This window comes from Acidobacteriota bacterium (genome assembly GCA_018001935.1).
GTDB lineage: Bacteria > Acidobacteriota > JAAYUB01 > JAAYUB01 > JAAYUB01 > JAGNHB01.
The window spans coordinates 1-25,960 of the sequence record JAGNHB010000038.1; the positions used below are offsets into that span (position 1 = coordinate 1).

The window sequence follows — 25,960 nt, forward strand, 5'->3', positions numbered from 1 at the left end:
CAGGAAATGGACATGCAGGACGATACTCCGTTGGGTTCAATGGGTGCAGGTGCGAAACCACCGTTCATACCTTTCGCATCGGAAGAAAACCTTGGACAAATTATCGCAAGTGACGTTGTAGGGCTATGGGGTGCCAAATCTGGATCGGGCACTCCATTGCGCGGCACATTCGCTGACCCTGGTGGCGCAAGCGGAGCTTCAACCCTTCGAAGAGCGAGACGGCCAGCGCGTAACGAAAGACATGCATTTCTATCGGTTGCCATGGCCTTCGGAAGTGCTTGCCGACCTGGGCGAAACACCGGTCAGCATGCGGGTGACCCTCTCCTATTTCATCGAGCCCGGGCCGGGGGAGGTGGGATGGCGCGACCGGTATCGATACGCTTCTCATGTGCTCCGCTTTGCGGTGAATGGGCCGATGGAGACGGAAGAAGAGTTCATCCGGCGGATCAACCGTCGCGCAAGAGAAGATGGAGCGTCACCTGATACCGAGGGGCCGCAGGATCGCTGGTTGATCGGAGAAAATACCCGGAATGTCGGCTCCATTCACTCCGACATCTGGCGCGGGTGGGCGGCCGATCTTGCTCAATCCAACCTGATCTGCGTGTACCCGGCTGTGGGCTGGTGGAGGGAGCGGCATCACCTGGGCAAGGTCAGTTATCGCACACGATACGCCTTGCTTATCTCCATCAATACTCAAGAATTGGATATCGACATCTACACGCCAGTAGCGGTGAAGGTGGGGACAGCTATTCCCGTCACGATTCGCGTGAGATAAAGGAATCGAACTCATCCTCTCATCGACCATACGGAAATCGTCTCCAGTCAACGGATTCGATTTCGTGCAGGTCTCCGCCTGAGGATCTTTTACGGCATCGACCGACTCGCCAATTTTCCTCGACAAACCCAACGCCGGCATCGAGGGCGAGATGAGGGACATCCAGCGCCAGAAAGACCCGGAGCTGCGGGAAGCGGTCCGGGAGACGGTGCAGGGGGACGTGTCGAAGGCGCTCGAGCGGCTCGGGGGAATGTGGTCCAGGTGGAGGAGCGCGGGCAGCGGCTCGGCCGCGTCGCGGGCGACTATGCCGCGCTCGCCCGCCCGGAGCGCCGGGAGACGGTGATCGTCACGGGGACCAACGCGGACCGGCGGGAGATCAACGAGCGGGTGAGGTTAAACCTCAAGGCCCGGGGCGAGCTGGAAGGCGACCGAGAGTACCGGACCTCCCAGGGCGCCCGGGAGTTCGCGCCGGGGGACCGGGTGATCTTCCTGAAGAACGACCGGGAGCTGGGGGTGAAGAACGGGCAGGTGGCAACCGTCCGCGTGGTGGGGGAAGAGCGGATGACCGTCCAGGCGGGGCGCCGGCTGCTGACGGTGGACCTGGGCCGCTACGACCACCTGGATCATGGCTACGCCCTGACGGTGCACAAGGCACAGGGGATTACCGCCGACCGGGCGCTGGTGCACCTGGACACCCGCCAAGGCGGGGTGAACAGCCGCAACGCCTTCTACGTGGACATCTCCCGGGCCCGTCACGCGGTGACCCTCTACACGGACGACGGCGCGAGGGTGGCCGACGTCAAGATGTGGGTCAAGATGGGGGTGCTCGCCCTGCTGGTCTGCCTCGTGATCCAGGTGACCCTCGTGGCGCTGGTCGCCCGCAGTGCCTACCGGGAGCAATTCACCTTCCAGGTTCGGCCGGGGTTGACCAAAGCGCTCCCCTTCAGCGTGCTCTGGAAATACTACCTGCCGTCCTTCGTCCTCTTCGGGCGGGAGTCCCGGGTCACACCCCACGCCGAAGTGAGGGGGTTCTTCCCGGGGAAGACCACCGTTCCCGTTTCGGAGTACCGTCAGGGCCTGGACCGTTACCTGGGAAGAAGGATAGCGGCGTTCGAGGCAACCTTCGTTTCCGTTTTCCGGTGGTCCTTCTTCAACGAGATCCGCTCCGACGCCGACTTCGACGTGTACGCCAAGATCGTCTTCACCCCGCCCAAGGAGGCGGTGGCCGACCCCTTCTGGCTCAACGCCGCCAAGGACGTCTTCGTCGCCGGGCTTCGCTTCCTCCACCTCTCCGGCAAACGCGCCAACGCCGACATCTGGGACTTCTTCTGCCAGGACCTGCCGGACATCACGCACCAGCTCCAGGCGCTCCCGCTCCACCACCGCATGGCCCTCAAGCACATCGACACCCAGAACAAGGGGCCCGGGGCCTCGGTGATCTCCGTGCTCACCGAGAAGATCTCCTTCTTCCGCTACCTCTCGGGCCTGGACGGGACCTTCTCCTTCAGAGACTTCATCACGTCCTCCCGGGGTCGGAACCTTTTCCTCCTCAATATCAAGAATTACGCCTCGATCTTCCGGCCCCTGATGACCTTCGCCTTCGACGTCATGATCCGCGAGACCCTCTCCCTGCCCGACACCGACCGGAAAGAAAACCGCCGGATATGGTTCTGCATCGACGAGATCGGGAGCCTGGACCAGATCTCCGTGCTGTTCGACCTGCTGACGGTGGCCCGTTCCAAGGGCGGGTGCCTCCTGGTGGCCAACCAGGACCTGGGGCGCATCGAGGACATCTACGGCCGGGCCAACCGGCGGACCTTCTACAACAACTTCAACACGAACTTCATCCTGCGGCTGAACGACCCCGACACCGCGGATTTCCTGAGCCAGAGCATCGGGGAACGGGAGGTGATCAAGGTGATGGGGTCCCGGCAGATGAGCCCCCGGGAGTCGGGGGACCGGAAGTCCTTCACGGACCAGGACAAGACCGAGAAGCTCATCCTGCCGTCGGAGTTCATCAACCAGCCGGACTTCCACTGCGTCGTCAAGGTCTCCGGCCACGGGATCTCCGAGGGCGTCATCCCCCGGACCTTCTATGACCCCGTCGCCCCCCACTTCCTGGACCGCTATGCGGGGCAGCCCCTGGAAGAGGCGATTTTACCGGAGGGATCCAGGGATACAATCGGCGAGAGAGGCGAAACCGCGCCGGCAGGGCCGATGACGGAGAACCCATCCCTTCCGGAGCACACAGAGAAAAATGGTGTTATCGAGTTTTGAAACCGGTTCAATTTCGCTTGCCGTCATCCAAGACCGGCATGCTTCTATTTGTCGATAAAAGGGGGAGACTTCTGTGGGGCGATGCCGGTCAAACACGGTTCCGGGAAGATCACCCCTCACCCAGGATGTGCCTCTCCCGCCATGCCGATCTTGGGCCGTAGTGGGGATTCATTCACCAACAAGTGACGGTCACCGAATGAACGGATTCCGCGAAGCGTACCTCGTCCGGCACTTACGGCAAGGACTCCCCGGCCACCACCCGCAGGTTCCAAGGACCTCCGCAAGGCCAAACTTTCTCTAGTAATTCGCCTTCTAAAATAGCGTCTCTGACTGGACCGAGGAACCGAATGATGCGTTCACCGATTTCATCGAACCGCGCGGGCGGCGGCACAAGCACTGCGCTGGCCGCACGGTAGTTACGCCAGCGTGTCGCGGTTTCGATCATCTGGTAGAAGGCCGGAGTGAGGACGCGAGGCGCTTCGTCCGTCCAGGCCGTCTCTCGGCGCGAAAAGCAGGCGGCCACTGCGCGTTGCAGTGCCGGCCCGGCGAACGTGAATGCACCGGCAAGCGCCCAGATATCGTGGAAATCCTTCATCCGGCTATTCCGGGTGTCGAGTTTGACCATTGTCTCGAACTTCTCCGCCACCGTCAACTCGCGTGGATAGGCCAGTAACCGGGGAGCAGGCAGCGATGCCAGCATTGTCGGATACGTGATCTCCTCCGGGTCGATTACCACGGCATCACCGACGCCGATGTCCAGTTGTACCGCGATGCGCGCCTTGCCGAGGAATGCGCGGAAACGAGCCCGTTTGCCGGAGTACTCTTCCTCCGGTCGGATCGTCTCGACGACCAGTTCGGAAAGATCGAAGCGCAGACCATCCTCGGAACAATGCACGGCGCAGATCTCTGCGACGAGGGACCGGATAGACTCGTCGTCTGTGGTGCCTGAGGCGAGAACATCCACGTCCCGGGTGGCGCGATAGGGATCGGGGAGCCAGACGGCTAGCAGGCTTGCCCCCTTCAGGAGGCAGCGATCCCGAGCTGCGGAGGCGCCGAGGCGGTAGAGCAGGCGCTCGGCGGCGAAGCGGGTAAGCGTGAGCTCGAACTCTTCGCTTTTCGCTTTCGCTCGGTTCAAGAGGTGGGATCGGATCGAAGCCGATATGTCAGGGCTCATATCACACCCACGTCCAGTGCTGCGTTCAGGCGACGCGACGGCAGGACCTCCGCCGCGTGCGACAGCTCCGCAACCGTCACCTTGCGCCGGCGCAGCGCATCCAGGAATGCCTCCATCGCGGCTTCGGGCCCTACGAGTCGCTCGAAGCGGAAGCAGTCGGCGATGGTGCGAGCGGGCGAGGTGATGCGCGATGGCACGCCCTCGAACTCCGTCTTCTGTATCCCGAAAGTCCATGCCGGACCGCTGAACCGTACGATGCGCAGTCGGAGTTCCCTCAGACACGGCCGGCGGGCCTTGTGCGGAATGGCGAGCCAGACCTCGGCCGGCACCTGGGTCCCGATGCCATGGACGCGCAGCGCCGAGAGCAGGCAGACGATGCTGTTCGGTACACGTGTGCAGGCCATGGCGAGGGAATAGTTCTCTGTCGGCTCAGAATCGCTAAGCCGGTAAATGCCCCGGGACACGCGTTCGACCAATCCGGAGCGAAGAAGGGCCGGGAGATGATTGCGTGTCAAACCAGCCGCCTCGAGCTGGCCGGCGCGGAAGAACCCAGTCATTCCGGCGGCGCACAGAAGGTCGAGGGGTTTGGTCCGTTTATTTCGATGCGTTTTGTCGGCATTCTCACATGACATGCCGACAATATGCGTCATTCTGGGCCGCTTGTCAAAGGAAAATGTCGGCAAGTTGGTGCCATGCACGATCTAACAAATCACACACGCCATAGAACAGGGCGTAATACAACCGGTTCACGGCCAGGGTCAACCGCCCCGCATTCAGAAGGCGAGGAGGAGAGAATATGTTCCATCCTCTAACTCCATTTTTTTCTTTCAAATATGACTACTCGACTCGCAATCCCCATAATATCAATCAGACATAGCGACGGTTCACCGGAAACGTACCTTCTTGGAAAGGTTTAGCCCCACCTGCACTTCCGCTCCGCGCACAAAGCGGGATTTTGGCAGACACACGGGTGTTTCGGGTTTCCTCCCCCCGCGCACCGTTGGGGATAGATCGCGCCGTGGGACCAGATCCCGTCCGGCGGCGCGTGGGGGGAAAGGGAAAAAGCGGGCCTTTGCTCTATAGAAAGCGCTTGCATGACATTGCAATAAAATGGGTTGCAAATGATGCTTTTTGGTTGAACGGACGGCATTCATGCCGCCCGGCGCTACCAAAATTCGGCTCCTGTCGGAGCCGGGCATCCCGCTGGGGAGTGCGGCGCGGAGGCCGCCGGAGCGCCGCTTTCAGCCATGCCCCGACAAGAAGGCGCGCAGGTTTCCGGAGCGCCGGAGTAAGGGGCATGCCCGTCTGTCGCGGGCGAATCGTGTAGTCCGGCTGGGGCACCGTCGATGCGCATTTTCCTCGGCCGCGGGCGAGGTTCCCGCGCCGCTCCGGAAGCCTGCGCGGCGCGCACAAAGCGGCGCTCCGTTCGAACTCCGCGCCGCACTCCGCGGTGATCCGGCGACTCACCGGTCTTCGCATCCCACCCCCGTTCCGGATGGAGCAGGGTATTGGCAGACAGGCGGGAGTTTCGGATTTTCTCCCACCGAGCGCCGCTGAAGGCAGATCGTGCCGTGGAAACAGATTTCGAGTGACCTGGCGGCGATATCGGACAAAACACAGTCCACTGAAATCCTTGGTCAGGAGCATCATCCATTCATGAACTGTGCGTTGCCCGGATCGAAGGTGTATACAGTTCCTAGCCTCTCGATTGAATCGAGTACAATACAGAAATCATTGAAGAAGCTCATCTCGGGATCATCGTCCCCCGAAATCTCGACCCTGACGGAACATTGCGAGATACGTTGCCGATGCGGGTGCGCAACGGCGAAACGATTTGCTATGTCGTCTGATTCCACGAGGACTGATCGTCCGGTATTTAAGGTAACCTCGAGCGCGTATCCCGGCCATTTTAAAATGAAACCCTCACCTTTTCGGATCATTTGTGCATTTCGAGATCCGGGATCTCTGCAGAAGTCCTTCAATTGCCTTTCAATATCGTCTGCCGTGATGGTTGTTTCCGGATCGATCAAGACGAGGGTGTCGTACATGTTTTCTCAAGATGCTGCTATATGCTTGGATTCCCCAACGCGCCGTTCATAGGCGTCATCTTTGCCTTCCGTGCCACCGATCATGCCATGACCGGCACTTGGTGTAAAGTCCCGCGTCCAGGGTTGACGAGAAGTGTCGGAGATCGTGCCAGGTACTGGCCCTACTGCAGAACCTTCCGCCTCGATCCGCTGGTGGAGGTGCATGACCCGGGGAGGGACGAATTCCATCAGAAGAGAGAAAGAGTGCCAGTCACCCACTAACTCCAATCGATTCAGTCAGACATAACTGCTCAACGCGCAACTCCCACAATAACAATCAGACATAGCGACAATTCACCGGGAACACGCCTTCTTGAAAAGGTTTAGCCACACCTGCGTTTCCGCTCCGCATGGAGCGGGATTTTGGTAGGCCGGCGTGTGTTTCGGGTTTCCTCCCCCCGCGCGCCTCCGGGGGGAGATCACACCGTGGAACCAGATCCCGCCCGGCGGCGCGCGGGGGAAAGGGGAAAAACGGGACATTTGCTACCCAAATGCGGCTCCTGGCGGAGCCGGGCATCTCGCGGGGGAGTGCGGCGCGCAGGCCGCCGGAGCGCCGCTTTCAGCCCTGCCGACAAGAAGGCGCGCAGGCTTCCGGAGCGCCGTCGAGACGGATCCGCCCGCCTTCTGCTTGGACGACCGTTGCCGGGCGGTCTAAACACTTGTCAAGGCGCCGGATCCCCGGTCTGGAGAAGGATGCTCCCGCTGCCCGGGAATCTGGCCGGTTTCGCGGGCCGACTTCTGTTTTGGCTCAAGCTCTCTCTTGGAGGTGTCAATTCAACTTCCGAAGCAGGAACTGGTCGGATCCACCAAGACCTGATCCGTGAATGGGCGGGATGATCAAGGTTGATTGGCGAAAATTGCCAAGGTAAAATGCCCGAGGTGAATTCTCGAATCAGGAAATGCGTGTAAGAGGAGGGCACAATGTCTGAGTACAATGTCTACCTTGTACCCGTCGACGAACCCACGTCTGGGAGGCGAGGAATTGGTGATCGGGTCCTGGCGAGCCTTGAGCGAAGAGAGATTATCAGTGCGTTTTATGATGAGGAGTTGGGTTGGTACGCTGCCGGGCCGAAGTCCAGGGATCTCTTCACCGATGTCACGTCCGAAGGACCAGCTTTCGAATATGCAATCATCTATGACCGTCAAGAGGCTCATTTCGTCCCGGACTCGCAGACCGCCGGTTTCGGCGCTCGATGCAGTGGCTGTCAGGCGGACTTGGACGAGGAAGTGTATGAGCTGTTGGAGGAACAGGGCGAAGGCGAGGAAGTCATCGATGTCGCGGGAAGAAAGCTGAATTGTTCCAAGTGCCGCCTCCCAAACCCTCTGGCGACCTTGAAAGCTGAAATCGACACCGCTGTAACCCGTTTCTACGTCAACTTCTGCGCAGTGGACAGTTTCAACCTGAACCCCGAGATTCTGGATGAACTCCAGAAGATCGTGGGTACCAAGTTCCGGCTGGTGGGTGAGCGTCTCTAATCTGAATGGACTACTGGATACTACTGCCAAAGGTCATAATTTGCTGAATGATCAGAGCAACGCGGAAATTTGCACCGAGGGCACTTTGATGGAGAAGCAAAAGCCGGAATTGGATTCGTGGGGTCGAAAATACTACGAACCAGGCGGAGGAGACGCGCTTCTCTTCTACGTCGTCTATGGGCGGGCCGATACAACCGCGCCACTCTCGCGATCTAACTACCGTTCGGACGGTATTCCGGCAGGGCTTGATGTCATGGCGTACGGTCCGCAGTCCAACCCGGAGGTCCCAGGTTCATTTCTCGAAGGTTACCTGTGGGAGCAACTCCGGTCAGAGAAGCCTGAGATGGCTGAAAACATTTCAGCACAGGATTCCTGCATCATTCTTCGGGGTACGTTTCCCGATCCACCTGACCTCAATTACCTTCGAGATACCATCGGATTGATTACCCATTTCCTCGATCATGGCGGAGTTGCGGTGTACGATCCCCAGATGTTCCAATGGTGGTCGCCCGACAAGTGGCGACAGCGAATCTTTGATCCGGCCGGTCCTGTCCCTCGCCACCACACGGTGATCCTCGTTTCCGGGGATTCCGGGGGCACAGAATGGCTCCACACGAGAGGACTCCGAAAATTCGGGCGACCGGACCTGAGCATTCCCAGAGTCCCGGAATTTCAGAAAAATGCATTCATCGATCTGTGCAACCGTTTTATTGAACTGCAAGCGTTCGGTGGCGTCATTCCCGAAGGTCAGAGGATTCGGATGCCATCCCTGCCCGACGGCTTGGTCTGTCACCACGAAGGCGATCTTGAAGACCCCGATTTTAACAACGTCCACGTCCGCATCGCACAAGAAAACAGCGAATATTAGACTGCCTCGAGCTGCTTTCGTGAAACGTGTTTGCCGTCAAGGGCCAAGCCGCTCTTTAAAACATTCGTTCGAGCAGTTTGAGGAAGAAGTCCTGACACCACACCCGGAGTCCCTCCTGCTCCCGAAGAGGCAGAAAGCGCTGCACGTCGGCCCGCGTGCCGTCCCAATCGATGCGCCGGATGGCCGCCGTCATGTTTTGCCGTAACCATTCCGGCGTCACTTGAGGGGGATCTCCGGCCCAGGGCCCCTGCTGGTACAAGGCATTCTGCAACAGACCGAGATCAGGTTGGGTTCTGCGCGAAACATACCACATGAAATCATACCAGTCGCGACCTTTAACGTACGGACGGCAGAGAAGAGCGTGCAGCTTCAGAGCGAATCCCGACTCCAGGGACTGCGCCGTCAAGGGCGTCGTGACCGGGAAGGTCAGGTAGTGGGTGGCGAAGGTCGATCCAAGGGGTGGATTGGTGTCAATTTCCAGTTTGATGCGGATCTTGCGGGCCTGGAATCGCTCGAAGGGGAGGTCGAGCATCAGGATCTTGCCGATGGAATCGGTCTTCAGGAATGCTTTCTGAACGGCTGCCCCCGCCTGGGACTTGTCCTGCACCTCGAACGGGATGCCGTCCAATTCGAGGTCTTTCCGGACCGATTCCAGGTAGCCCTGCCAGCGGAAGTCGGGGCCGGGTTCCTTGAGCAGGAAATCCAGGTCTTCCGAAAAGCGATTCATGCTCCATAAAATACGCAGACAGGTGCCGCCGTGGAACAGTGCCTTCAGGAAAAGGCCCGCCCGGGCGAGACTCGACAACACGTAATGCTGCATGAGTTCCTGGAGCATATTCTCCTGCTCCACCGGGTTCGCGGGCGAGTACTCGCGGATTTTCGCGCCGAGGACTTTATTCAGCATGACGGATCGCTCCTTTCAGCCCTTCGAGGTAAGCCTGGACGCGCCGGTTGCATAGGCTTTCCTTGATTTCCTCCAGCCGGTCGAAGGAGAGCGAATGAAGGTCGTCCTCCTCGATTCTCAGTGATTCGGTCAGGTAGCCGAGGCCATCCCGACGCCAGGTAATACCCCGGTTCAGGTAGACGGCGTCGGCGATGGCGCGCAGGGGGGTGGCGACGAAGGCCCAGGCGGCCCGGCCGACGGAGACGGCCTCCACCCCGGCCCGGGGCTGGCGGGCCGGCACGCGCTGGAAGCTGAACACCCCCTCCGGGGTGGAGAACACCCGGCTGCGGCCGGCCGTGACGCTGCTCACCTGGTAGACGGCCTCGGGGATGAGCCCGTGGTGGGCCAGGGCCGATTCCAGGCTGACGTGGGAGGGGAAGTGCAGGACTGCCGCCGTCACGAAGGGGTGCAGGGGCGACTTCCGAAAGGGTTGGGCCAGAACGAACAAGCCGGGTTTCAGGCGCAGGATCTCCCCGGCCCGGCACGCCCGGTGCACCAACTGCGTCCGGGCCCCCTCGCTGCTGTCCGGAAAGAGGTTGTGAATCACGGTCTCATCGAACAACCCGCCGGGTGGCGCCAGTAAAAATACTTTTTCGGTCAGTTTTTGCATTTTTTGCCTTTAGTTTATAATATTCGTAATCCGGATGCAAGAATTATTGCGGGTGCCGACAGGGGGTCCATCAAGGTTTCCGCCAGGACTGGCTGATCGGGTTGGGGTTGGCGTGAGGGGAGAAGGAACGGGAACACTCCACCTGGAGCAGGATGTGCCTTTCCCGCCATGCTGGATCTTGGGCCGTGAGATCGGATCGAAACCGCTGTGTCGGGGCTCATATCACACCCACGTCCAGTGCTGCGTTCAGGCGGCGCGACGGCAGGACCTCCGCCGCGCGCGACAGCTCCGCAACCGTCACCTTGCGCCGGCGTAGCGCATCCTGGAATGCCTCCATCGCGGCTTCGGGCCCTACGAGTCGCTCGAAGCGGAAGCAGTCGGCGATGGTGCGAGCGGGCGAAGTGATGCGCGCTTGCACGCCCTCGAACTCCGTCTTCTGTATCGAAAATTTTATCCTCCATCGCCCGGTTTGAAGACGCGATCTGTATATGCTTGCGTTTTAATGATGCCATCAACATTCTGCAAGGGTATTTTGCCGAACGGTGCTCGGTACCGCCTGCACGCGCTCAGGTCCGGCTCTTTTTCCATAATCCGAGCGCAGGGAAGATTTTGTCGACGAGTGATCCCGAGCCCATGGAGTGTTTGGATAGTGTGCATTACATATCATGCTTTTTTGATTGAAATGGGATTTTGATTTATATAAAATGCATTCATGTTGATCGATATCGGCCATCACATCCAATCCGAGAGAAAAAGGCGGGGACTCACCCAAAGCCAGGTGGCGGCGGCCCTGGGGATGAGCCGGACCACCATCGGCCAGATCGAGAACGGCACCGTGCAGGACGTGGGGGTCCGGAAACTGATCCGTCTGCTGGAGTTCCTCGAACTCGAACTGGCGGTCCGGCCGGCAGGGGCGCCCCCGACGCTGGATGAACTCCGTGAGGAGGTGGACCGTTGACGACGGGACCCGGGCCCCTGGCTGTCTGGGCGGGAGACTCCCGGGCCGGGACCCTGACCCGGGAACGGCGTCAGGACTACGTTTTCGCGTACCTCCCCGACGCCTCCCTCCCGGCGCAGGTGTCGCTGACCATGCCGATCCGCCTGGGGAGCTGGAACAGCCGGGAGCTTCACCCCATCTTCCAGATGAACCTGCCCGAGGGGGCCCTCCTGGACGTCGTTCGGCGGGCCATCGCCAAGTTGGTCGGCGAGGACGACCTCGCCGTCCTGAGCGTCACGGGCGGCAACCCGGTCGGGCGCAACCGCTTCACGGCACCCGGCGCCGACCCGCCGACCCAACCCCGGGCCACGGAGTCGCTGGACGCCCTGCTGACCTACCCCGACGCCCGGGAACTGTTCCACGAGCTTCTGGAACGCTATGCGCTCCGGTCCGGGGTGTCCGGGGTCCAGCCGAAGGTGCTTTTGGACGCGGCTGACCGGGGGGCCCTGGCTTCCACCCGCTTCATCGTCAAAAGCTGGGGGACCGACACACCGCAGCTGGCCGCCAACGAGTTCTTCTGCATGAGTGCGGCCCGGCGGGCGAGGATCCCGACCCCGGAGTTCCACCTTTCCGACAACGGCGGGCTGTTCGTCATGCGGCGCTTCGACGTCGCCCCCGATGGCGCCGCCCTGGGCTTCGAGGACATGGCCAGCCTGCAGGGGCTGGGGACCCCCGACAAGTACCGGGGGAGCTACGAGCGCGTGGCGCGCAGCCTCACGTCGTTCGTCTCTGGGGAACACCTGCCGGCGGCCCGTGAGACGTTCTTCGCCGTGCTGGTCCTCTCGGTGGTGGTCCGCAACGGCGACGCCCACCTCAAGAACTTCGGCGTGCTCTACCCCATTCCCGGCGGCCCGGTGGCGATGGCGCCGGCCTACGACATCGTGACCACCGCGGCCTACCTCCGCCACGACGTGCCGGCGCTCACCCTGGACGGGACGAAGCGATGGTGGCCGCGAAAGGCCCTTGAAAAATTCGCCCGGGTCCACCTGACCTTGCCGGTGAAGACCGTCCGGGAGACTTTCCAGCGGGTCGCCGACGCCGTTTCCGACACCCGCAAGGACCTCGTCGCCTACGCGGCGGAACACCCCGACTTCCGCGCCGTGGGTGACGCGATGCTCCGGGCCTGGGAGGAGGGGCTGCGAGAGTTGAAATGAGAGCCCACGGTCCTCACCGTGAAAGAGCATCCCCCGGGAGACCCCCGATGATCTTCGGCAGCTCCGACAGGGCGTAGAGGGGAACATTCACCAGCGGTCCCTCCGCGCGGTAGTCCGACAGGGAGGTCCTGACCGCCAGGGCCGGCCGGAACTTTTGAGTATAGACTTTCAGGCTTTTCGCCTGCAGGTTCTCCCCCGCTTTCACCTCGAGGGGGATCACGTCGCCGCCGAACTGGGCGACAAAATCCACTTCGGCGTTGCCGGAATCCGACGACCAGTAATACAACGGCGGCGGGTTGTCCATCGAGGTCAATTGTTGCATCACGAATTGTTCCGTCAGGGCACCCTTGAACTCCGAGAAAAGGCGGTTGCCGTCCAGCAGCGTCCGGGGATCGAGCTCACCCATCGCACCCAGGAGCCCCACGTCCACCAGGAAGAGCTTGAAGGCGCCCGTATCCTCGTACGCTTTGATGGGGATGGAGGGAGCGGACAACCGGTGGATCCGGTGCAGCAGGCCGCAATCGCACAGCCACGCCAGTTCCTGAAGGATCTCCCGCAATGCGCGCACACTGTCCTCGACTGTATGCGCCTCAAATCGCGCAAGCATCTGACGTACGGCTTCATTCATCTTCAATGACCTCCGAGATGCGGCATCGGCGTCCCGCCGAGGATAAACAGAAGAGTCGCGAATTGATCTGGAGAGACTTTTCGATTGTTGCCGGCATTATCATGCCTTGCCCAATCGCCGACTGAGGTTTCGGACCAGTCCGCCCAACAGACGCATTTTCCGGGAACGACAGCGCTCCGCGATGGTATCGATTGCCTTTGCGTTGAATTCGGCCAGGGCTTGGTCATCGATGCGCAGATTCTCAACCAGATAAGAATGGATCTCGGCCTGGCTGTGCAAGCCAGCGCCGCGATCATGGTGGATTTTGTCGCAAAGGGCCTTTTCCGGGGTGGCGATGAGAAATGCACCCTGATCGAGAGCGACCCGGTCAATGCCCTCCTGATAAGCGGCTGACGGCGTCATGCTGTAGGTGAATAGCCCGGCCGGGGTTTGAAAGCGGCGGCTGCGTCCGTAGGACACGGAGGTGAGGGTCTCAACCCGCTCGGGGATCAGACCATGGTAATGCAGGGCATAGTCCAGAGAGACATAGGAGGGGCCGTAGATCATGTTCGCGAGGATCTCACGGGAATACGGGCGGCGGGCGTAAGCTGGGCCGAAGACATAGATGCCCTTTTTAATGCGCACGATGACGCCTTGGCGCAGCAGGGCGGTGATCTTATCTCGCGGACGCTCATAGCCGCGCAGGCAGTCGAGAAGTGCCTGATAGTCAAACTCCTCGGTGGATATGCGCTTGCGTAGCTCCAGTATCATAAAAAATCGCATCCTCTCCTTTGCGGACATATATCATATTACAGCATAGTATGTCGACAGATTTTCGACATACTATGCTGAAACGAGTTCTGCCTGTCAATCACCCTATTCGGGATTCCCCGAAATGATGCCCATCGCCTTCAACCTCAGATTCTATAACCGGGCCCACACCAGGGGAATAGCCGTCCCCTTGGACCCCGTAGGCGTGAGAACCACAGGCCCGCTTCCGGATCGGCCGACGGGCGGCCTCGCTTCCAGGCTTGCCGGACACTCCGGCTCCACCCGCCCTTCGCGCGCTCCTGGCACCAGTTTTTTCCGTCACTCGTCGCGCCTGCCCGGATCCGGGCGGGCTCCGCCGGCGTCAACGGTGGCCCGGCCCTCCTCCCCCCGGCGCACGGGTCGCGCCGGACCTTTCCCTCCGGCCGGGCTCCGGCCTGGGGCGGCGAGCATAAGCGACTCCCTCCCCGCCCGGGCTCGGGTCCCCTCCCATTATCCCTCTCAGCAGCTCCGCTTCGCTTTCCGTCCTCCGGTCCCGTCCGTCACGCCCCGTGCCGCCTGCGCGGCCGGGGCTTCGTCGGTTCCGGGCGCCGTTCGCGCCGTCGCCGGCGACCGCGCCAAGGGTCACGCCAGGGGTCTTCGCTTGCTCCGGCCCCCGTCATGCCCCTTGCCTCCGGGCGGCCGTTGCGGCTCCGGTGCGGGGTGGACTTTTTTCAATGTTCCCCCCTGCGGCCTCAGCCCACGGTGAAGGCCGCAGGGGGAAACAATGTTTTTCGCCAAGGCGGTCAAAACCAATCACGGAGGTTTCCATGTACTCGGGAGATGAATTCTACGGCGACGAGATCACTTCATCCATCGACGGCGAGGAGGCCGTTCTCCTGCGCTGCCCGCGCTGCGGCGTCATGGACGACGCCCCCTGGCTGTGGGTCAGCAACGGCGGGCAGCGCCGCTGCGACCTGTGCTGGGAGGTCATGGTCCCGGAGGACCCGGACTTCACCTTCTCGGAGCCGGAATGGAACGACGACTTCGACGTCTCCTCCGCCCTGGCCTCCGCCGGCTGGGGGACGGACGAGGACTACGGCTGTTTCGGCGAGGAATGAACACCTCGGGGGCCGCGCATCCGGACCACGCGGAAAGGAGGAAAACCATGAACATGAACGCGAACGACGCCCGCCTGTGGGACGTCCTGTGGATGGCCCGCTGCGCCGCCGCCCGGGCCATGGCCGGGGAGAGCGAGGTGGAGGTGAAGCGGAAGCTGTACCTGTTTGAGCCAAAGCATTATTAACGTTTACACTTTGTTTTCCGGGAAACAGCCTGAGGCCTCTGAGAGAGGGAGCGCGGTCGAATGGGCGCCCATTTTCGTTTAATAATCAAGATCCCGAGTATTGCGTCCTCAATGAATCTGTGGGAAGATTACTCCATCAGATCGGCGAGCTTTTGAAGAGGCAGGGGATCAATAACACGAAAGAAGGACAATCGGAGGTATCTCTGTGCCCCAAATCTATCTGATTGGAGGCCCGAACGGGGCCGGTAAGACAACGTCGGCCATGACACTGCTGCCGGAACTGCTCCAATGCGAGGAATACGTGAATGCCGATGCTATCGCGGCAGGGTTGTCCCCCTTCGCTCCAGGCACGGTGGCCATCACGGCGGGTCGGCTCATGGTGCGAAGAATTGAGTGGCTTGCCCAGCATCGAAAGGATTTTGCGTTCGAAACGACAATGGCTTCCCGAATGTTCGTATCGTTTCTGCAGGAGCGGAAACGGGATGGATATTCGGTTAACCTCCTTTATCTCTGGTTGATGAGTCCGGAACTGGCCCTCCGGCGCGTAGCTTCAAGGGTGATGGACGGGGGGCACCATGTTCCGGAAGAATTAATCAGGAGACGATATCGGACTGGCTTGATGAATTTTTTCAATCGCTACATTCCTATTGCCGATTCATGGACCTTGTATGACAATTCAGGGTTCGAGCCCCGCCTGGTCGCCCTGGGTTCCGTGGAGGAAGCATTGACGATCCGTGATGAGCCCACTTGGGCCTCAATTCAGGAGATGATACGATGAAAGCGAGTGAAAAGCAGGAGTTATTCAGAAAGATCGACCTGGGAGTCCGCCGCGGTGCTGCCCGGGCGCAAGCCGAGCATAAAAAGGCTGGGCGACCGATCTATGTCTGGAAGGACGGAAAAGTGGTCGAGGTGCCACCGGAAGAGATCATCATTTCTGAGATAAAGGAAGACTCGATCAACAAACAGGCCCCGAAGGTGCACCCTTGCGCTCCAGAAGGGTAGGGAACGAAAGACACTCCGTGGCCTGGCGCCTGGCCTGATGGGAGATTGGCCCGGCTCGATTTCACAGGCTGGCCTCCAGTTTCTCCCGGAGTAGTTTCTCCGCCAGTTCCCGCTCGCGCGCCCGGCCTTCCCTCAAAGCGTCCACCAGAGCGAGAAGTTCGCAGAGTGCGGCATCGCGTCAGGCTGCCTCTGAGGGTCGTAGAGCCTGGCCGCCATCGCCCGCTTCAGGCCGCCATGGACCTCCGAGGGGCTCATGACCAGTTCCTGGGCGAGGGAACCGTAAGACCAGGGCAATGGACCCCGAACGATGAGTTTTAAAAGAATGACAACATCCTGCGGTTTAGAATCATGACCATATTCTATTCGCGAATAGCGAATGACGTAAGGGAATTCCGCTTTCCGATGTAGTTGACGACCGTTGGGTGCTCCGGAAGCCTGTTCGCTGAACTCCCGAGAGAGCTCACTGAGCCGCCAGTATTCCCGCCCATCGCCGGACTCTGTCGAGACGGCCCTCGAGGGCCAATGCAGCGGCTTCCGCAACCTTTCGTTCACGGTCTTCCGTCTCGGAGAGCCCCAGGATGCTCCGGGCATATTTAGCCGACAGGGAGTTGCCCGTGTAGCCGGCCAAACCCTGTCGGGTTTCATGCGCGACGACCGCCCCTTCGGCGCACAGAAGCTCGAGCAGAAGTTGAAGCAGTTTATCGCTGCCCTTGGGATGCATGGACCTGGGCACGCCAAGGCAGATCTCGAGGCTGCGCGCGATCGTCAAGGCATGCAAGGTCGATATCTTCGCTGCCTGCTGCAGAACCTTGGCCCATCGCGGGGGCCGGGCGAGCCCAGTTTTGAGGTATCGAGCAAGGGATTTTCCCAGATTCAGACCATCAATCCGTCCGTCGCAGATTCCCGCCACGATCGCGTCGGTGGCCAGGGCGCTTTCACGGGGGTCCTTGGCGGAGAGGCCCATCACCACGAGGGCGAGCCCATTTTCCCCAACCGGGGCATCGGGTTCGAGTAGAGGTTCCAGGAAAGCGATGTTGTCCCATCTCGCCTCCCACCAATCCAGATTTGCCGCGATGGCCCTTGCCGCCATCGAAAAGAAAGGCTCCCGGTTACCGGGCCAGAGCAGGTTTTCCAGACGGATGTTGTCGACTCCGGCCGGCGGTGAGAAGCAGAAAGCCGCGAGAGGGTTCACGTCCAGTTGGTCCTGCCCCGCGGCGGGGTCGGTTTTCACCTCGAGATCGTAGAAAGTGTAGGGGGCACTCACCCGGGTGCGTACCTCGAGGGCCGTTCTTCCCGCCCGTCCGGCGAACGGGCCTCCACCGGGGAATCTTCTTTCTACCCTCGAATCATCCTCCAGGGGGGACCGTGCCCTGCAGGCCGCGTACCAGAGCCCGGGGATGTTCCCGATTTCCACTCCCTCCATACCGAGTGCGTACCTCAGTGCATCCCCGATTTCCCCGGGGATCTGTCCCGCCTCCCGCCTTGCCTCGACTCTTCCCCAAGGGGCCATTCTCAGTAACGCGAGAGTGATGTCCGCGGAGTCTTTCTCCCACACGGCAGGTCCTGTCGCCAGGCGATCGACCAGTTCGGTGGGATCGATGATTCCGCACTCATGTGTGGGGAAACTCACGAGTGGCCGGATTTCTCTCGAGACAACCCTCTTTGCCACTTGATACAACCGGAGGGCATACAACGGGTGGACACCCAATCTCGATCCGAACGCGGTTTGTTCGGGACTCTGTTGCCTCAGGAACGAAGGGGTCTCTCCGTTTATCCAGCAGCGGACAAAGGGAAGGAGTTCTCCGGAATACGGATGGCATAGCTTTTCCAGCCGTTTGAGCAGGGGGCCGGTCATGGCGGCGAAATCCCGGGGCCGTTCCCCGCACAACCGGCTGATGCCGTCGAGGACCCGTTCGGTGCGGATCACGTCTGAGGGGTCTTCAATCATCGCCGCGCACTGCTCAACCAGGGTTTCCAGGTCCGGGATGGCCTCTACTTTTCGGGAAAGGTCGGGGAAAGGGAAGGGTGTCCTCCAATGGGTGATGGCACGCGGCAGCCGGCGCTCCCGGAGTGCGGCGATCGCCTCGTCGAGTTCGGCAAGCTTCGCCTCCTGCCGAAAGTCAGTCGAAATCGCGCTTGCGTGTGAAACCAGATCGCCGGGTACGGGTGATTCCAAGATGGTTGGGTTTCCAGCCCGAGCCTCTCCCGGTGAGGTTTCCACCATCCAAAGCGCCGCGCGCTTCTGCACCGAAGGCGAGAGTGAATCAATGACCGTCGCCAGACGATGTAGAACCGTATCTAACGCCCCCCCTTTCGCCAGTTTGAACATCATCTCGAGCGCGATCTCCTGGATACCGGCATTCGCGCTTGCCATCGCTTCGGCGGCCATTTCCACGACCTGGACCTGGAGATCCCGGACAACGGCCTGATCTTTCTGCTTCAGACATCGGAGGGCGATATCGAGGGCGAGTTTGACCGTGGCCTTGGCCTCCATCCGCAAGGCCGGAAAGGCGCCGTCGAAATACTCACCTGCATCCAATTGGCCGTGCTTCTGGATAATGTCGAGCGCTTTCAGGGCGAACGCTACCGTCGGCGGAATGGGGCTCGACAACAGGGCCAGATATCGATGGACCAACCTTCCGCGTTCCTCGGGCGTGGGTGAGAGCGCCTCGTGGAACCGGGAAAACCACCCGGCCCTGAATTACGCGAAATCCATGTTGAGCGCCCGAAGGCTATCATCCAAGAGCTTTTCGCGGGCCAAGAGCCCATCGGCGCACAGGGAGCAAAGGGCATTCGACCACGACTTATCCTCCGGCATGTACTTGTCACACGCCGCGAGACTGTTCTCGCCGATGCCCTCGACTTCAAAAAGCCTGTGCACCCTGCCGAGGAGCACCAAGGATTCCCGGAAAGCCGAGTCGATGGAGCTGTCTCGCCACCGCAGGGCAAGGGTATGGATCATCCCTGTGATGGAGCCGTCGCTGTCGGGGAGGAGGCAGAGTCCGGCCCTTGCCATTGACCAGACGTATTGCCATTTGTTTGGATCTGCGGCCAGGGTGTCGGCCAGGTCCTGGAGCCATGGGGGCCGACGGTGGCCCAGCATCTGGAGGGCCTTTTCCGAATCCGCCCAGAAACAGTCGAAGCGGATTGCCGCCATCTCGGCCACCGAGGCCGTGGCGATCACGCACAGGGCGGCTGCATCCAGATTTTCCCTGGTGCAGGCCGTGTTCTTTTCTCCATTCCCGTACTTCAGGCTCCAAAATCTCTTGTGCAGTGAGCTCCACTCAGCCAGGGCGGTTTTCGCGAGCTTCCGACGTTCCGTCTCCGACATTTCACGGAAGAACTCCACGCAAGACGGGAGGTCCGCCGACAGGATCAAACGGGACAGTTCCGGGTCACTCATCCTGCCCCTCCGTGATCTGGACAGCCAGTATGTGTTTGCAGGGACCCCGCTGGCCCTGGTGACGGGAGAACCAGGGGCAGGTGCACCGGTATCCGCCTTCTGCCGAGCGGACCCGGTGTTTCACACCGGTCCCCGGGACCCATGCCTCGATCTCGCCTCCGGTTCCCCGGGTTATCCGGATCTCTCCCGACCCGGCCAGTTTGCGCGCTTCCAGAAGGCGAGGGTTCAGCCGGAGGACCTCCGAAAAATCATAGGGCAATTCCCTGTGAAAATAGGAACCGGCGGCCAGGGAATATCCCACCTTGCCGGTGGACGCCAGAAGCGCAAATCCCCGGAGGACCAGGTCCGGCGCGAGGGCATGCCGGGTGGCGGTTTCGTTCACGTCGATCACTCCTTGCCACGCCAGACTGGCCTTTATTCGCTCAAATCCCGGGAATCGTTCCCCTTCGGCAAGAATTTCCAGGGCCTGACCCTCTCCAGAAAAGCCCCGCCACACATCCGGGCTCAGCACGAGGGTGAGGCTTGCCTGTTCCTTGAAGGCAAGCTCAAACGCGATGGCACCGGAAGCTTCCGAGTAGATGGCCATGCCTTGGGCACCCCTCGCGGCCATGTCCAGGAGCCTGAGTCTTTCGAGCCCGCCCACGGGAATGGCACCGGGGGATTTCAGGTGACTGATCCGAAGAGACGAACCCGACGGTGCCAGGAACATCGGTCCTTTCACTTTCTGTTTGGGGAGGTTCTGGAAAAAGCGGGAGACATGAACGCCGGAAAGTTCGGCGGCCTTCTTCATGCGGGCCTGATAAGCCTGTACTTCGAGAAAGGCTTTGAGCCACCGACTGGGTAGCTTGACCTTGCGTTCGGTCACCGTGACGTTCGGCGTGGCGATCTCCACCTCACGCGGTCCCACTGCCAGGTTGAGCGGTTCATGGTCGCGGACAGTGGCCAAGGACGCACGCATCTCCGGATTGAAATCAACGTTGGTCGTCCCTTTGCCCGTGTGTTCTCCATCGAAGAGTGAATGGGGAAAGTCCGCTCGCACATAGGCCCCGGCACACCCCGAGAAGGCTTCGAACCGCAGGTGGCCCATATCCGAGGTGACCACCGGGTCGGCAAGAGCCAGAATTTTTTCCAGCATGGCCGGGGGAATGTGGAACCGTGTGCGGGCAGTCCGGGCGACGGTCAGCAGCAGTTCGGCAAAGAGACGGGGGGCGAGCACCCTTCCGGCGAAAAATCTATGGTTTTCCGCTGTTCCGCCGCAAGTGGCCAGCACAAGGCGGGGCCCCTGACGGTCCACGGAAAAGCTCGAGGGACGGTTGTAGCGGTAGAGATATTCAGGTTGGGCTGACATGGGTGAATAATATCCCAATCCGCGCCGGTTTTCAAATCGGCATGGGAAGGTTTGGACCGGGTGTCTTCGCTGTTCCGGCGTCAGGAACGACGATCAAGCATCTGGCGAAGCGTGATGCTGTCTTCACGCCGCGACATAGAGCGTCTCCGCCTCACGAAGGACCTCGTCATGCCCCTCGCGCCCTGGAGGCTGCTGCAAATCCGGTGCGGGGTGGACTTTTTTCAATGTTCCCCCCTGCGGCCTCAGCCAATGGTGAAGGCCGCAGGGGAAAACATCTTCTTTCGCGGATTTCAAAAGCGGCCGGGCGCACCTTCCCCTTCACCCCCCCGGTCGAACCTGCCCTGTTCTGAAAAAACGGGTGGCCCGCTCCCTGCTCGGCCGCCGGGTGGTCTCGCTTTCTATCCACAGCTCTTAGGTCGTTCAATTTGGAACTGGTGCAAGAGCCTAAAACGGCTTAAGGATTGGCCGAGCAAGTCAAACGCAAGAAACCTTTGCCTACCTTGCAGACAAAGGAATGGGTGGTCGAAGCGGAAGTGAAAAGACCCTATGTTGACCTGCCGCAGCTACCCTATCCCTACTCCAAAGCTCTGATGGATACTCGCTTCTCAGCGCCGGAGCAAAATTCGGAGTTCACGAATCACCACCCTTTTTAGATCACTACCCCGTCCTTGTTGCTCGTACAGGTCTTCTGCCTTGTCCACGTATCGTTCGATTTCTTGCGTTTTGTTGTGTGTTTTTGCCAGAAGTACGAGCACCCGTTCTGCTACGTCGGCCTCTTGGATTCCTTTGAAACGAAAAGCAACCCACCGGCCTCATTCTTCCCCAACGAGGACACCATCCCGTTCGCATCCCGGCGAAGCCCCGGGCCTCCTCGCTCGACTATGGGGTCTTCAAGGCGGTGATACGTGACAACGTCTCACCCATCCGGGCGGCCGTGGCGATCTGGGGCGCTCTGGAACGGAGGTCTTGAATTCCTTATCGTTATTTCCTCGTCCTTCAATAGCAAACAATCAGTTTTCTCGATTCAAGTCGATGAATATAATAATAATTTTCGGTTGCAAACGCTTTTTCTTGGCTATATACTTTTTCCATGATCAAACGAACCCTACAACAAAACATCGTGGAGCAACTGTTCAAGGGCAAGGCGATTCTCCTGTTCGGACCGCGACAGACAGGCAAGACCACGCTCTGTGAAATGATGACCTCGACACGCACCGATGTGCTCTGGCTGAACGGAGACGAGCCCGACATCCGGCAACTCCTGGATACCGTCACCTCCACCCGGCTGAAGCAGCTCTTCGGTTCAAAAAAAGTGATCATCATCGACGAAGCCCAGCGCATCCGGAATATCGGCTTGACCCTCAAACTCATCACCGACCAGATCCGGGATGTCCAGGTCATTGCCACCGGTTCGTCGGCATTGGATCTCTCCAGCGAAATCAAAGAACCGCTGACCGGCCGGAAGGTCGAATTCCTGCTCCTTCCCCTCTCGTTCGAGGAGTTGAGCCGGCAGACCGACTTTATCGATGAGAGGCGCTCCCTGGAACATCGCCTGGTGTTCGGATACTATCCGGAAGTTGTTTCGCGACCGGGCGAAGAGACAGGAATTTTGAAACTTCTCAGTGACAGTTATTTGTACAAGGACCTGTTCACCCTGGAGAAACTCAAGCGGCCCGCCTTGCTGGAGAAACTGGTCCGGGCCCTGGCCCTGCAATTGGGCAGTGAGGTGTCCTACAACGAAATCGCCCAGCTGATCGGGGCTGACAAGGAAACGGTGGAACGCTATATCGACTTGCTGGAGAAGGCCTTCGTGGTTTTCCGTTTGCCGGCGCTGAGCGGGAATGTACGCAACGAGATCAAGAAGGGGAAAAAGATCTATTTCTGGGACAACGGCATCCGCAATGCCGTCATCAACAACTTCAATCCCTTCGAAATGCGGACCGATAGGGGGCCTCTGTTCGAAAACTTCCTGATCAGCGAGCGAATCAAACTGCTCAATTATCATCGGCACCTGGCCAATTCCTATTTTTGGCGGACGGTGCAGCAGCAGGAAGTCGATTACATCGAGGAATCCGGCGGAGCATTCTCCGCATACGAGTTCAAATGGAGTCCGCGAAAGAAGGTCCGCTTCCCGAAAACTTTCCTGAATGGTTACCCCGGCAGCGCCACCCGGGTCATCCACCTGGAAAACCTCCAGGACTTCATCCTCTGGCCGGAGGAATGAAACGGTTGCTCCGGCAGGCAGCACAACACCTGATCATCAAGGAAGAAGCGGTGGACATGCGATGCTTGACCTCCACCGGAAGGAAGGCACATCCTTCCGCCAGGGTCCGGCGAGGTCGTCCCACCAGGGATTGTAGACGCGAAGCAGGGGGGCGAGATCTCGTTGGGGCATGGTCTTACCCTTTTCGGGACAATCAAATGCGCCTCATCGGAAAAATGTGTGCAGCATAAGGCCCATATCTGCCAAAGGCAAGTCATTTCATAGGATCTCAGTGGTTTCACTCCCAAACGTCTATTCTGAAAATGACTTCATCGCGGTGACGCTCTCTCCCAGTCCATCCTTGAACCGACAGCGTCGATTAAGGCGCGTACGCCCTGGTTGTCGGCGGGGTTGAGCCAAAGCATCCGTTCGAAGACCTGCCCGGCTTCCTCGAATCGCCGGAGCCGCCACAAGCACAGGCCGTAGCCCTTCAGACAGCGCAGATAGGGCCGGTTGTCGATGTGGAGCCATTGCAGCAGGCCGTCGAAATCCGGGGCGAGGGAGAGCTCGCCGATGCGGACGCCGGCCTCGAAGTGGCGGATGGCCTCTTGGGGGCTGTGTTGGAAGACGAAATTGCCCAGGTGGGCATGAGCGTCCAGGCAGCGCAGGTCGGCCAGGCAGAGCCCCATCAGGATCTTGTAAGCGGCCGCATGGTCTCCGGCCTCCCAGAGGTCGTTGGACCGGCAGATCGGGTCGGAGTCGGGGTCGCTCGGGTCGTGACCCGGCAGGACCTGCTCCATCTCGAACGAGGGACGAGGCCCTCGCGCGATGATCGGTTTGGCCCATTCCTCGATCGGGTCCTCCGGTTCGCCCCAGTAATGCTCCTCGGGGGTCCACTCTTCCCGGCTTTCGAGTTGGAGCGGCACGAGGCCCAGCGCTGGGATGTCGAGCCGCACGGACTCGATTTCACCCGACAGGTACGGATGGCCGGCGTAGCGCCACTGCTTGCGCGGCTTGATCACGGCGATCTCGCCTGGGGCGACCTCCACCCAACCGCTCGGCCGTATGGTGATGACACGATCATCGCCGACGGGCCGGCACCGGACGGTTTGCTGCTTGACCGCCAGGACGACGAGCTCGACCGGGCGGCTCAAGTCGAGGTCTCCCAAGCCGACCTTGGGCTGCGGCCGGGGACGGATAGGGGCGGGGGCGGGCTTGGGCAGGGGATCAAGCCCCAGCCAACGGCGGTAGGCGGCCAGCACCTTCGCGCCGGGGAGGTCAGGAGCCATGACCACCTCCGAGGCCGCAACGGCGTGCTCGGAACCGTCCGCGCGCCGGCACCGCGCCGTCAGGCCGCGCCGGGGATGGCCGTCGTAGTCGATAGCCATCACCGAGACGTGTTCGCCCATGACGCAACCCTCTCCCGGGAGGCCGTCCTCGTCGTTTATGGCGCAAAGGAAAGCCCGGAGTTGTTCGTCTTCGCCGTCGGCATCGGTCGCAATCTCTTCGATCAGGCGGTCCAGGTCGGCCGGTTCCCAGTCCATATCCTGAAGGTCTTTATTCATTTTCTCCTCCTTTGGCGATCATCCCAATGCGCCTTCGCCCGCTTGAGAAAGGACGGTTCCCCGCCGGGTCCCCTGCCGGCCGCCAGGCGCTCGAAACCGGGCATGAATCCGGTCTTGCGCGCATGGTCCGCCCGGACCCGGTCCACGGTCCTCTGCCAATCGGCCGCGAGTCCGGCCTGTTCATAACAGCGCTTCGCGCGCTCGAAGTTCGACAGGGCGGCGGCGTAGTACTTGCTCTTCCCGGCTTTGACGATCCGCATCCCCTGGGCACGCCAAAGCCGGGCGCCGAGGTCGGGTCGGGTCTTTTCAAGCACCCTGGCGGCAGGTTCGGTGGTGTAGTGGCTCAAGCTTTCCAGTTCCTCGTCATTGGCCTTAAGCACCCGTTCGGCGAGCCGTTCCGTCTCCCCGGTCGCCAGGAAGAGCTCCATGGCCGAATCAAGGTCAGCCTTTCCGGACGCCTCGATGGCTTTCGCGTGCCATTGAGGGCGCTCGGCCTTGGGCACAAACTTCATCAGCTCGTCGTAAGTGTATTTGCCCGGTCGCTCGCGATAGTCGCCCCAGGCCTCTTCGAGGGCCTCCTCGCCACGCCCGAGCTTGATCAGCAGTTCGCGCCTGAACATGGCCATGTAATGCCCGTCCATTCCGCGCGCCGTCTGCCGGTCCAGTTCGATCCCGCGCTCGATCCAGGCCAGGGCTTTCCGGGGTTGGTTCCGGCCGGCCCACAACGAGGCGAGGACCTGGCAATCCGGGACGGTGAGGCCGGTTTCCGCGGCCAGAGCCTCATAGGCTGTTGCCGCTTTCTGGGCGGCGTAGAGGACCCGCAGGGCTTCACCCCAGCGGCGGCGGTCGGCCTCCGGGTTGCCGAACCGGGCCCCTTTCGCCGGGGAGGCCGGTCGCGCCGCGGCGTCGAACCTGTCCCTGATCGCCTGCACCAGGGCGGACCGGTTCTCTTTGTCCATCACCGCCTCGACGTACCGCTCGAGGCCGTAAAAGAAACCGTAGGCGTCGTGGTCCATCCAGGCCAGCAGGCTGCGCGCCGTCTCGCGCGCGTCGGCGCCGGCGGCCTGGCGGGCCTCGACCCAACTGCAGCAAAGATCCTCGATGAACTGGCCGAACCAGCCGGTCGAGTCGTCGATTTCCTCGGCCTTCTCGCAGCACGCGGCGATGAAGGTCTCCAGGAGAGCGGTCGCTCGCGAAGGGTCGCTGCCGATGAGCGGGGCGATCAGGGCGTTGACCGCCTCGAGTCCGGTCACGAACGACAGGCAGGCACGGTCCTCAACATAGGCGCCCGGGCGAAAGGCCCGTTCGATCTCCGATTCGAGGGGGTCCGGTTTGCGGGGCATTGAATCTCACCTCTCCTTGGTCATAGGCGGAAAATAGGCGTGAAGACGAGCGAAGTCAAGAGAGAAGGAAGCCAC

Annotated in this window: 24 protein-coding genes; 11 read left to right on the plus strand and 13 right to left on the minus strand. The window is 60.7% G+C overall.

The features are described 5' to 3' along the window. Positions 1-130: 130 nt before the first annotated feature. Positions 131-775, plus strand: coding sequence for a hypothetical protein (locus KA419_13855; protein MBP7867022.1), 645 nt, complete (start codon positions 131-133; stop codon positions 773-775). A 261-nt stretch (positions 776-1,036) separates the two neighbouring features. After that, the gene (locus KA419_13860; protein MBP7867023.1) at positions 1,037-3,052 is read left to right on the plus strand and encodes a type IV secretion system DNA-binding domain-containing protein; all 2,016 of its coding nucleotides are present in this window, start codon (positions 1,037-1,039) and stop codon (positions 3,050-3,052) included. Positions 3,053-3,284: 232 nt separating this feature from the next. Here the strand turns inward: KA419_13860 and KA419_13865 are convergent, their stop codons facing one another. The 3 genes from KA419_13865 to KA419_13875 form a co-directional block, all read right to left on the minus strand. Then, on the minus strand, positions 3,285-4,187 hold the full coding sequence (locus tag KA419_13865) for a nucleotidyl transferase AbiEii/AbiGii toxin family protein (GenBank protein MBP7867024.1): 903 nt from the start codon (positions 4,185-4,187) through the stop codon (positions 3,285-3,287). A 35-nt stretch (positions 4,188-4,222) separates the two neighbouring features. Continuing rightward, positions 4,223-4,876, minus strand: coding sequence for a type IV toxin-antitoxin system AbiEi family antitoxin domain-containing protein (locus tag KA419_13870; GenBank protein MBP7867025.1), 654 nt, complete (start codon positions 4,874-4,876; stop codon positions 4,223-4,225). Positions 4,877-5,872: 996 nt separating this feature from the next. Further along, on the minus strand, positions 5,873-6,274 hold the full coding sequence (locus KA419_13875; GenBank protein ID MBP7867026.1) for a hypothetical protein: 402 nt from the start codon (positions 6,272-6,274) through the stop codon (positions 5,873-5,875). A gap of 960 nt (positions 6,275-7,234) precedes the next feature. On the opposite strand from KA419_13875, the gene KA419_13880 reads away from it, so the two are divergent. Further along, complete coding sequence (locus KA419_13880) at positions 7,235-7,789, plus strand: hypothetical protein (GenBank protein ID MBP7867027.1); 555 nt, start codon at positions 7,235-7,237, stop codon at positions 7,787-7,789. Positions 7,790-7,877: 88 nt separating this feature from the next. Then, positions 7,878-8,657 carry a hypothetical protein gene (locus KA419_13885; protein MBP7867028.1) on the plus strand — a complete coding sequence of 260 codons (780 nt, stop codon included), beginning with the start codon at positions 7,878-7,880 and terminating at the stop codon, positions 8,655-8,657. 55 nt (positions 8,658-8,712) lie between these two features. On the opposite strand, the gene KA419_13890 is transcribed toward KA419_13885, so the two are convergent. The 3 genes from KA419_13890 to KA419_13900 form a co-directional block, all read right to left on the minus strand. Further along, positions 8,713-9,561 carry a nucleotidyl transferase AbiEii/AbiGii toxin family protein gene (locus KA419_13890; protein ID MBP7867029.1) on the minus strand — a complete coding sequence of 283 codons (849 nt, stop codon included), beginning with the start codon at positions 9,559-9,561 and terminating at the stop codon, positions 8,713-8,715. Continuing rightward, a complete protein-coding gene (locus KA419_13895; GenBank protein ID MBP7867030.1) occupies positions 9,551-10,210 on the minus strand; it encodes a hypothetical protein in 660 nt (219 codons plus the stop codon). Before KA419_13895 ends, KA419_13890 begins: the two co-directional genes overlap by 11 nt. A 217-nt stretch (positions 10,211-10,427) precedes the next feature. Further along, the gene (locus KA419_13900; GenBank protein MBP7867031.1) at positions 10,428-10,628 is read right to left on the minus strand and encodes a hypothetical protein; all 201 of its coding nucleotides are present in this window, start codon (positions 10,626-10,628) and stop codon (positions 10,428-10,430) included. A 294-nt stretch (positions 10,629-10,922) separates the two neighbouring features. Here KA419_13900 and KA419_13905 point away from each other — a divergent pair, with 294 nt between their 5' ends. Together KA419_13905 and KA419_13910 are read left to right on the plus strand one after the other, a co-directional pair. Continuing rightward, complete coding sequence (locus KA419_13905) at positions 10,923-11,168, plus strand: helix-turn-helix transcriptional regulator (GenBank protein MBP7867032.1); 246 nt, start codon at positions 10,923-10,925, stop codon at positions 11,166-11,168. Next, positions 11,165-12,361 (plus strand): type II toxin-antitoxin system HipA family toxin, encoded by a 1,197-nt coding sequence (locus tag KA419_13910; GenBank protein ID MBP7867033.1) that lies wholly within the window; start codon positions 11,165-11,167, stop codon positions 12,359-12,361. Before KA419_13905 ends, KA419_13910 begins: the two co-directional genes overlap by 4 nt. Before the next feature lie 13 nt (positions 12,362-12,374). Here the strand turns inward: KA419_13910 and KA419_13915 are convergent, their stop codons facing one another. Further along, complete coding sequence (locus KA419_13915; protein ID MBP7867034.1) at positions 12,375-12,989, minus strand: DUF4143 domain-containing protein; 615 nt, start codon at positions 12,987-12,989, stop codon at positions 12,375-12,377. Between the two features lie 99 nt (positions 12,990-13,088). Then, complete coding sequence (locus tag KA419_13920) at positions 13,089-13,739, minus strand: hypothetical protein (GenBank protein MBP7867035.1); 651 nt, start codon at positions 13,737-13,739, stop codon at positions 13,089-13,091. An 806-nt stretch (positions 13,740-14,545) separates the two neighbouring features. Here KA419_13920 and KA419_13925 point away from each other — a divergent pair. The 4 genes from KA419_13925 (at position 14,546) to KA419_13940 (ending at position 16,023) form a co-directional block, all read left to right on the plus strand. Then, positions 14,546-14,836 carry a hypothetical protein gene (locus KA419_13925; GenBank protein ID MBP7867036.1) on the plus strand — a complete coding sequence of 97 codons (291 nt, stop codon included), beginning with the start codon at positions 14,546-14,548 and terminating at the stop codon, positions 14,834-14,836. Positions 14,837-14,883: 47 nt separating this feature from the next. Continuing rightward, positions 14,884-15,021, plus strand: coding sequence for a hypothetical protein (locus tag KA419_13930; protein ID MBP7867037.1), 138 nt, complete (start codon positions 14,884-14,886; stop codon positions 15,019-15,021). A 205-nt stretch (positions 15,022-15,226) separates the two neighbouring features. Further along, positions 15,227-15,799 (plus strand): zeta toxin family protein, encoded by a 573-nt coding sequence (locus KA419_13935; protein ID MBP7867038.1) that lies wholly within the window; start codon positions 15,227-15,229, stop codon positions 15,797-15,799. Continuing rightward, complete coding sequence (locus KA419_13940) at positions 15,796-16,023, plus strand: hypothetical protein (protein MBP7867039.1); 228 nt, start codon at positions 15,796-15,798, stop codon at positions 16,021-16,023. The genes KA419_13935 and KA419_13940 overlap by 4 nt, the downstream gene beginning before the upstream one ends. A gap of 460 nt (positions 16,024-16,483) precedes the next feature. Here the strand turns inward: KA419_13940 and KA419_13945 are convergent, their stop codons facing one another. The 3 genes from KA419_13945 to KA419_13955 form a co-directional block, all read right to left on the minus strand. Beyond that, complete coding sequence (locus KA419_13945) at positions 16,484-18,658, minus strand: hypothetical protein (GenBank protein ID MBP7867040.1); 2,175 nt, start codon at positions 18,656-18,658, stop codon at positions 16,484-16,486. Positions 18,659-18,724: 66 nt separating this feature from the next. Continuing rightward, a complete protein-coding gene (locus KA419_13950; protein ID MBP7867041.1) occupies positions 18,725-19,426 on the minus strand; it encodes a hypothetical protein in 702 nt (233 codons plus the stop codon). Further along, positions 19,419-20,774: an SWIM zinc finger family protein gene (locus KA419_13955; protein MBP7867042.1), complete on the minus strand. Its 1,356-nt coding sequence runs from the start codon at positions 20,772-20,774 to the stop codon at positions 19,419-19,421. The genes KA419_13950 and KA419_13955 overlap by 8 nt, the downstream gene beginning before the upstream one ends. A gap of 1,090 nt (positions 20,775-21,864) precedes the next feature. Between KA419_13955 and KA419_13960 the strand changes: the two genes are divergently transcribed. Then, on the plus strand, positions 21,865-22,998 hold the full coding sequence (locus KA419_13960) for an ATP-binding protein (GenBank protein ID MBP7867043.1): 1,134 nt from the start codon (positions 21,865-21,867) through the stop codon (positions 22,996-22,998). 308 nt (positions 22,999-23,306) lie between these two features. On the opposite strand, the gene KA419_13965 is transcribed toward KA419_13960, so the two are convergent. Both KA419_13965 and KA419_13970 read right to left on the minus strand, forming a co-directional pair. Next, positions 23,307-24,521: a cytoplasmic protein gene (locus KA419_13965; protein ID MBP7867044.1), complete on the minus strand. Its 1,215-nt coding sequence runs from the start codon at positions 24,519-24,521 to the stop codon at positions 23,307-23,309. A 17-nt stretch (positions 24,522-24,538) separates the two neighbouring features. Beyond that, the gene (locus KA419_13970) at positions 24,539-25,885 is read right to left on the minus strand and encodes a hypothetical protein (GenBank protein ID MBP7867045.1); all 1,347 of its coding nucleotides are present in this window, start codon (positions 25,883-25,885) and stop codon (positions 24,539-24,541) included. Positions 25,886-25,960: the final 75 nt, after the last annotated feature.

Excerpts from the sequence above, each read along its gene's own strand:
- KA419_13870 (MBP7867025.1), bottom strand. The coding sequence starts at position 4,876 with ATGACGCATATTGTCGGCATGTCATGTGAGAATGCCGACAAAACGCAT.
- KA419_13875 (MBP7867026.1), bottom strand. The coding sequence starts at position 6,274 with ATGTACGACACCCTCGTCTTGATCGATCCGGAAACAACCATCACGGCA.
- KA419_13880 (MBP7867027.1), top strand. The coding sequence starts at position 7,235 with ATGTCTGAGTACAATGTCTACCTTGTACCCGTCGACGAACCCACGTCT.
- KA419_13885 (MBP7867028.1), top strand. The coding sequence starts at position 7,878 with ATGGAGAAGCAAAAGCCGGAATTGGATTCGTGGGGTCGAAAATACTAC.
- KA419_13890 (MBP7867029.1), bottom strand. The coding sequence starts at position 9,561 with ATGCTGAATAAAGTCCTCGGCGCGAAAATCCGCGAGTACTCGCCCGCG.
- KA419_13895 (MBP7867030.1), bottom strand. The coding sequence starts at position 10,210 with ATGCAAAAACTGACCGAAAAAGTATTTTTACTGGCGCCACCCGGCGGG.
- KA419_13905 (MBP7867032.1), top strand. The coding sequence starts at position 10,923 with ATGTTGATCGATATCGGCCATCACATCCAATCCGAGAGAAAAAGGCGG.
- KA419_13915 (MBP7867034.1), bottom strand. The coding sequence starts at position 12,989 with ATGAATGAAGCCGTACGTCAGATGCTTGCGCGATTTGAGGCGCATACA.
- KA419_13920 (MBP7867035.1), bottom strand. The coding sequence starts at position 13,739 with ATGATACTGGAGCTACGCAAGCGCATATCCACCGAGGAGTTTGACTAT.
- KA419_13925 (MBP7867036.1), top strand. The coding sequence starts at position 14,546 with ATGTACTCGGGAGATGAATTCTACGGCGACGAGATCACTTCATCCATC.
- KA419_13930 (MBP7867037.1), top strand. The coding sequence starts at position 14,884 with ATGAACATGAACGCGAACGACGCCCGCCTGTGGGACGTCCTGTGGATG.
- KA419_13940 (MBP7867039.1), top strand. The coding sequence starts at position 15,796 with ATGAAAGCGAGTGAAAAGCAGGAGTTATTCAGAAAGATCGACCTGGGA.
- KA419_13950 (MBP7867041.1), bottom strand. The coding sequence starts at position 19,426 with ATGAGTGACCCGGAACTGTCCCGTTTGATCCTGTCGGCGGACCTCCCG.
- KA419_13955 (MBP7867042.1), bottom strand. The coding sequence starts at position 20,774 with ATGTCAGCCCAACCTGAATATCTCTACCGCTACAACCGTCCCTCGAGC.
- KA419_13960 (MBP7867043.1), top strand. The coding sequence starts at position 21,865 with ATGATCAAACGAACCCTACAACAAAACATCGTGGAGCAACTGTTCAAG.
- KA419_13965 (MBP7867044.1), bottom strand. The coding sequence starts at position 24,521 with ATGGACTGGGAACCGGCCGACCTGGACCGCCTGATCGAAGAGATTGCG.
- KA419_13970 (MBP7867045.1), bottom strand. The coding sequence starts at position 25,885 with ATGCCCCGCAAACCGGACCCCCTCGAATCGGAGATCGAACGGGCCTTT.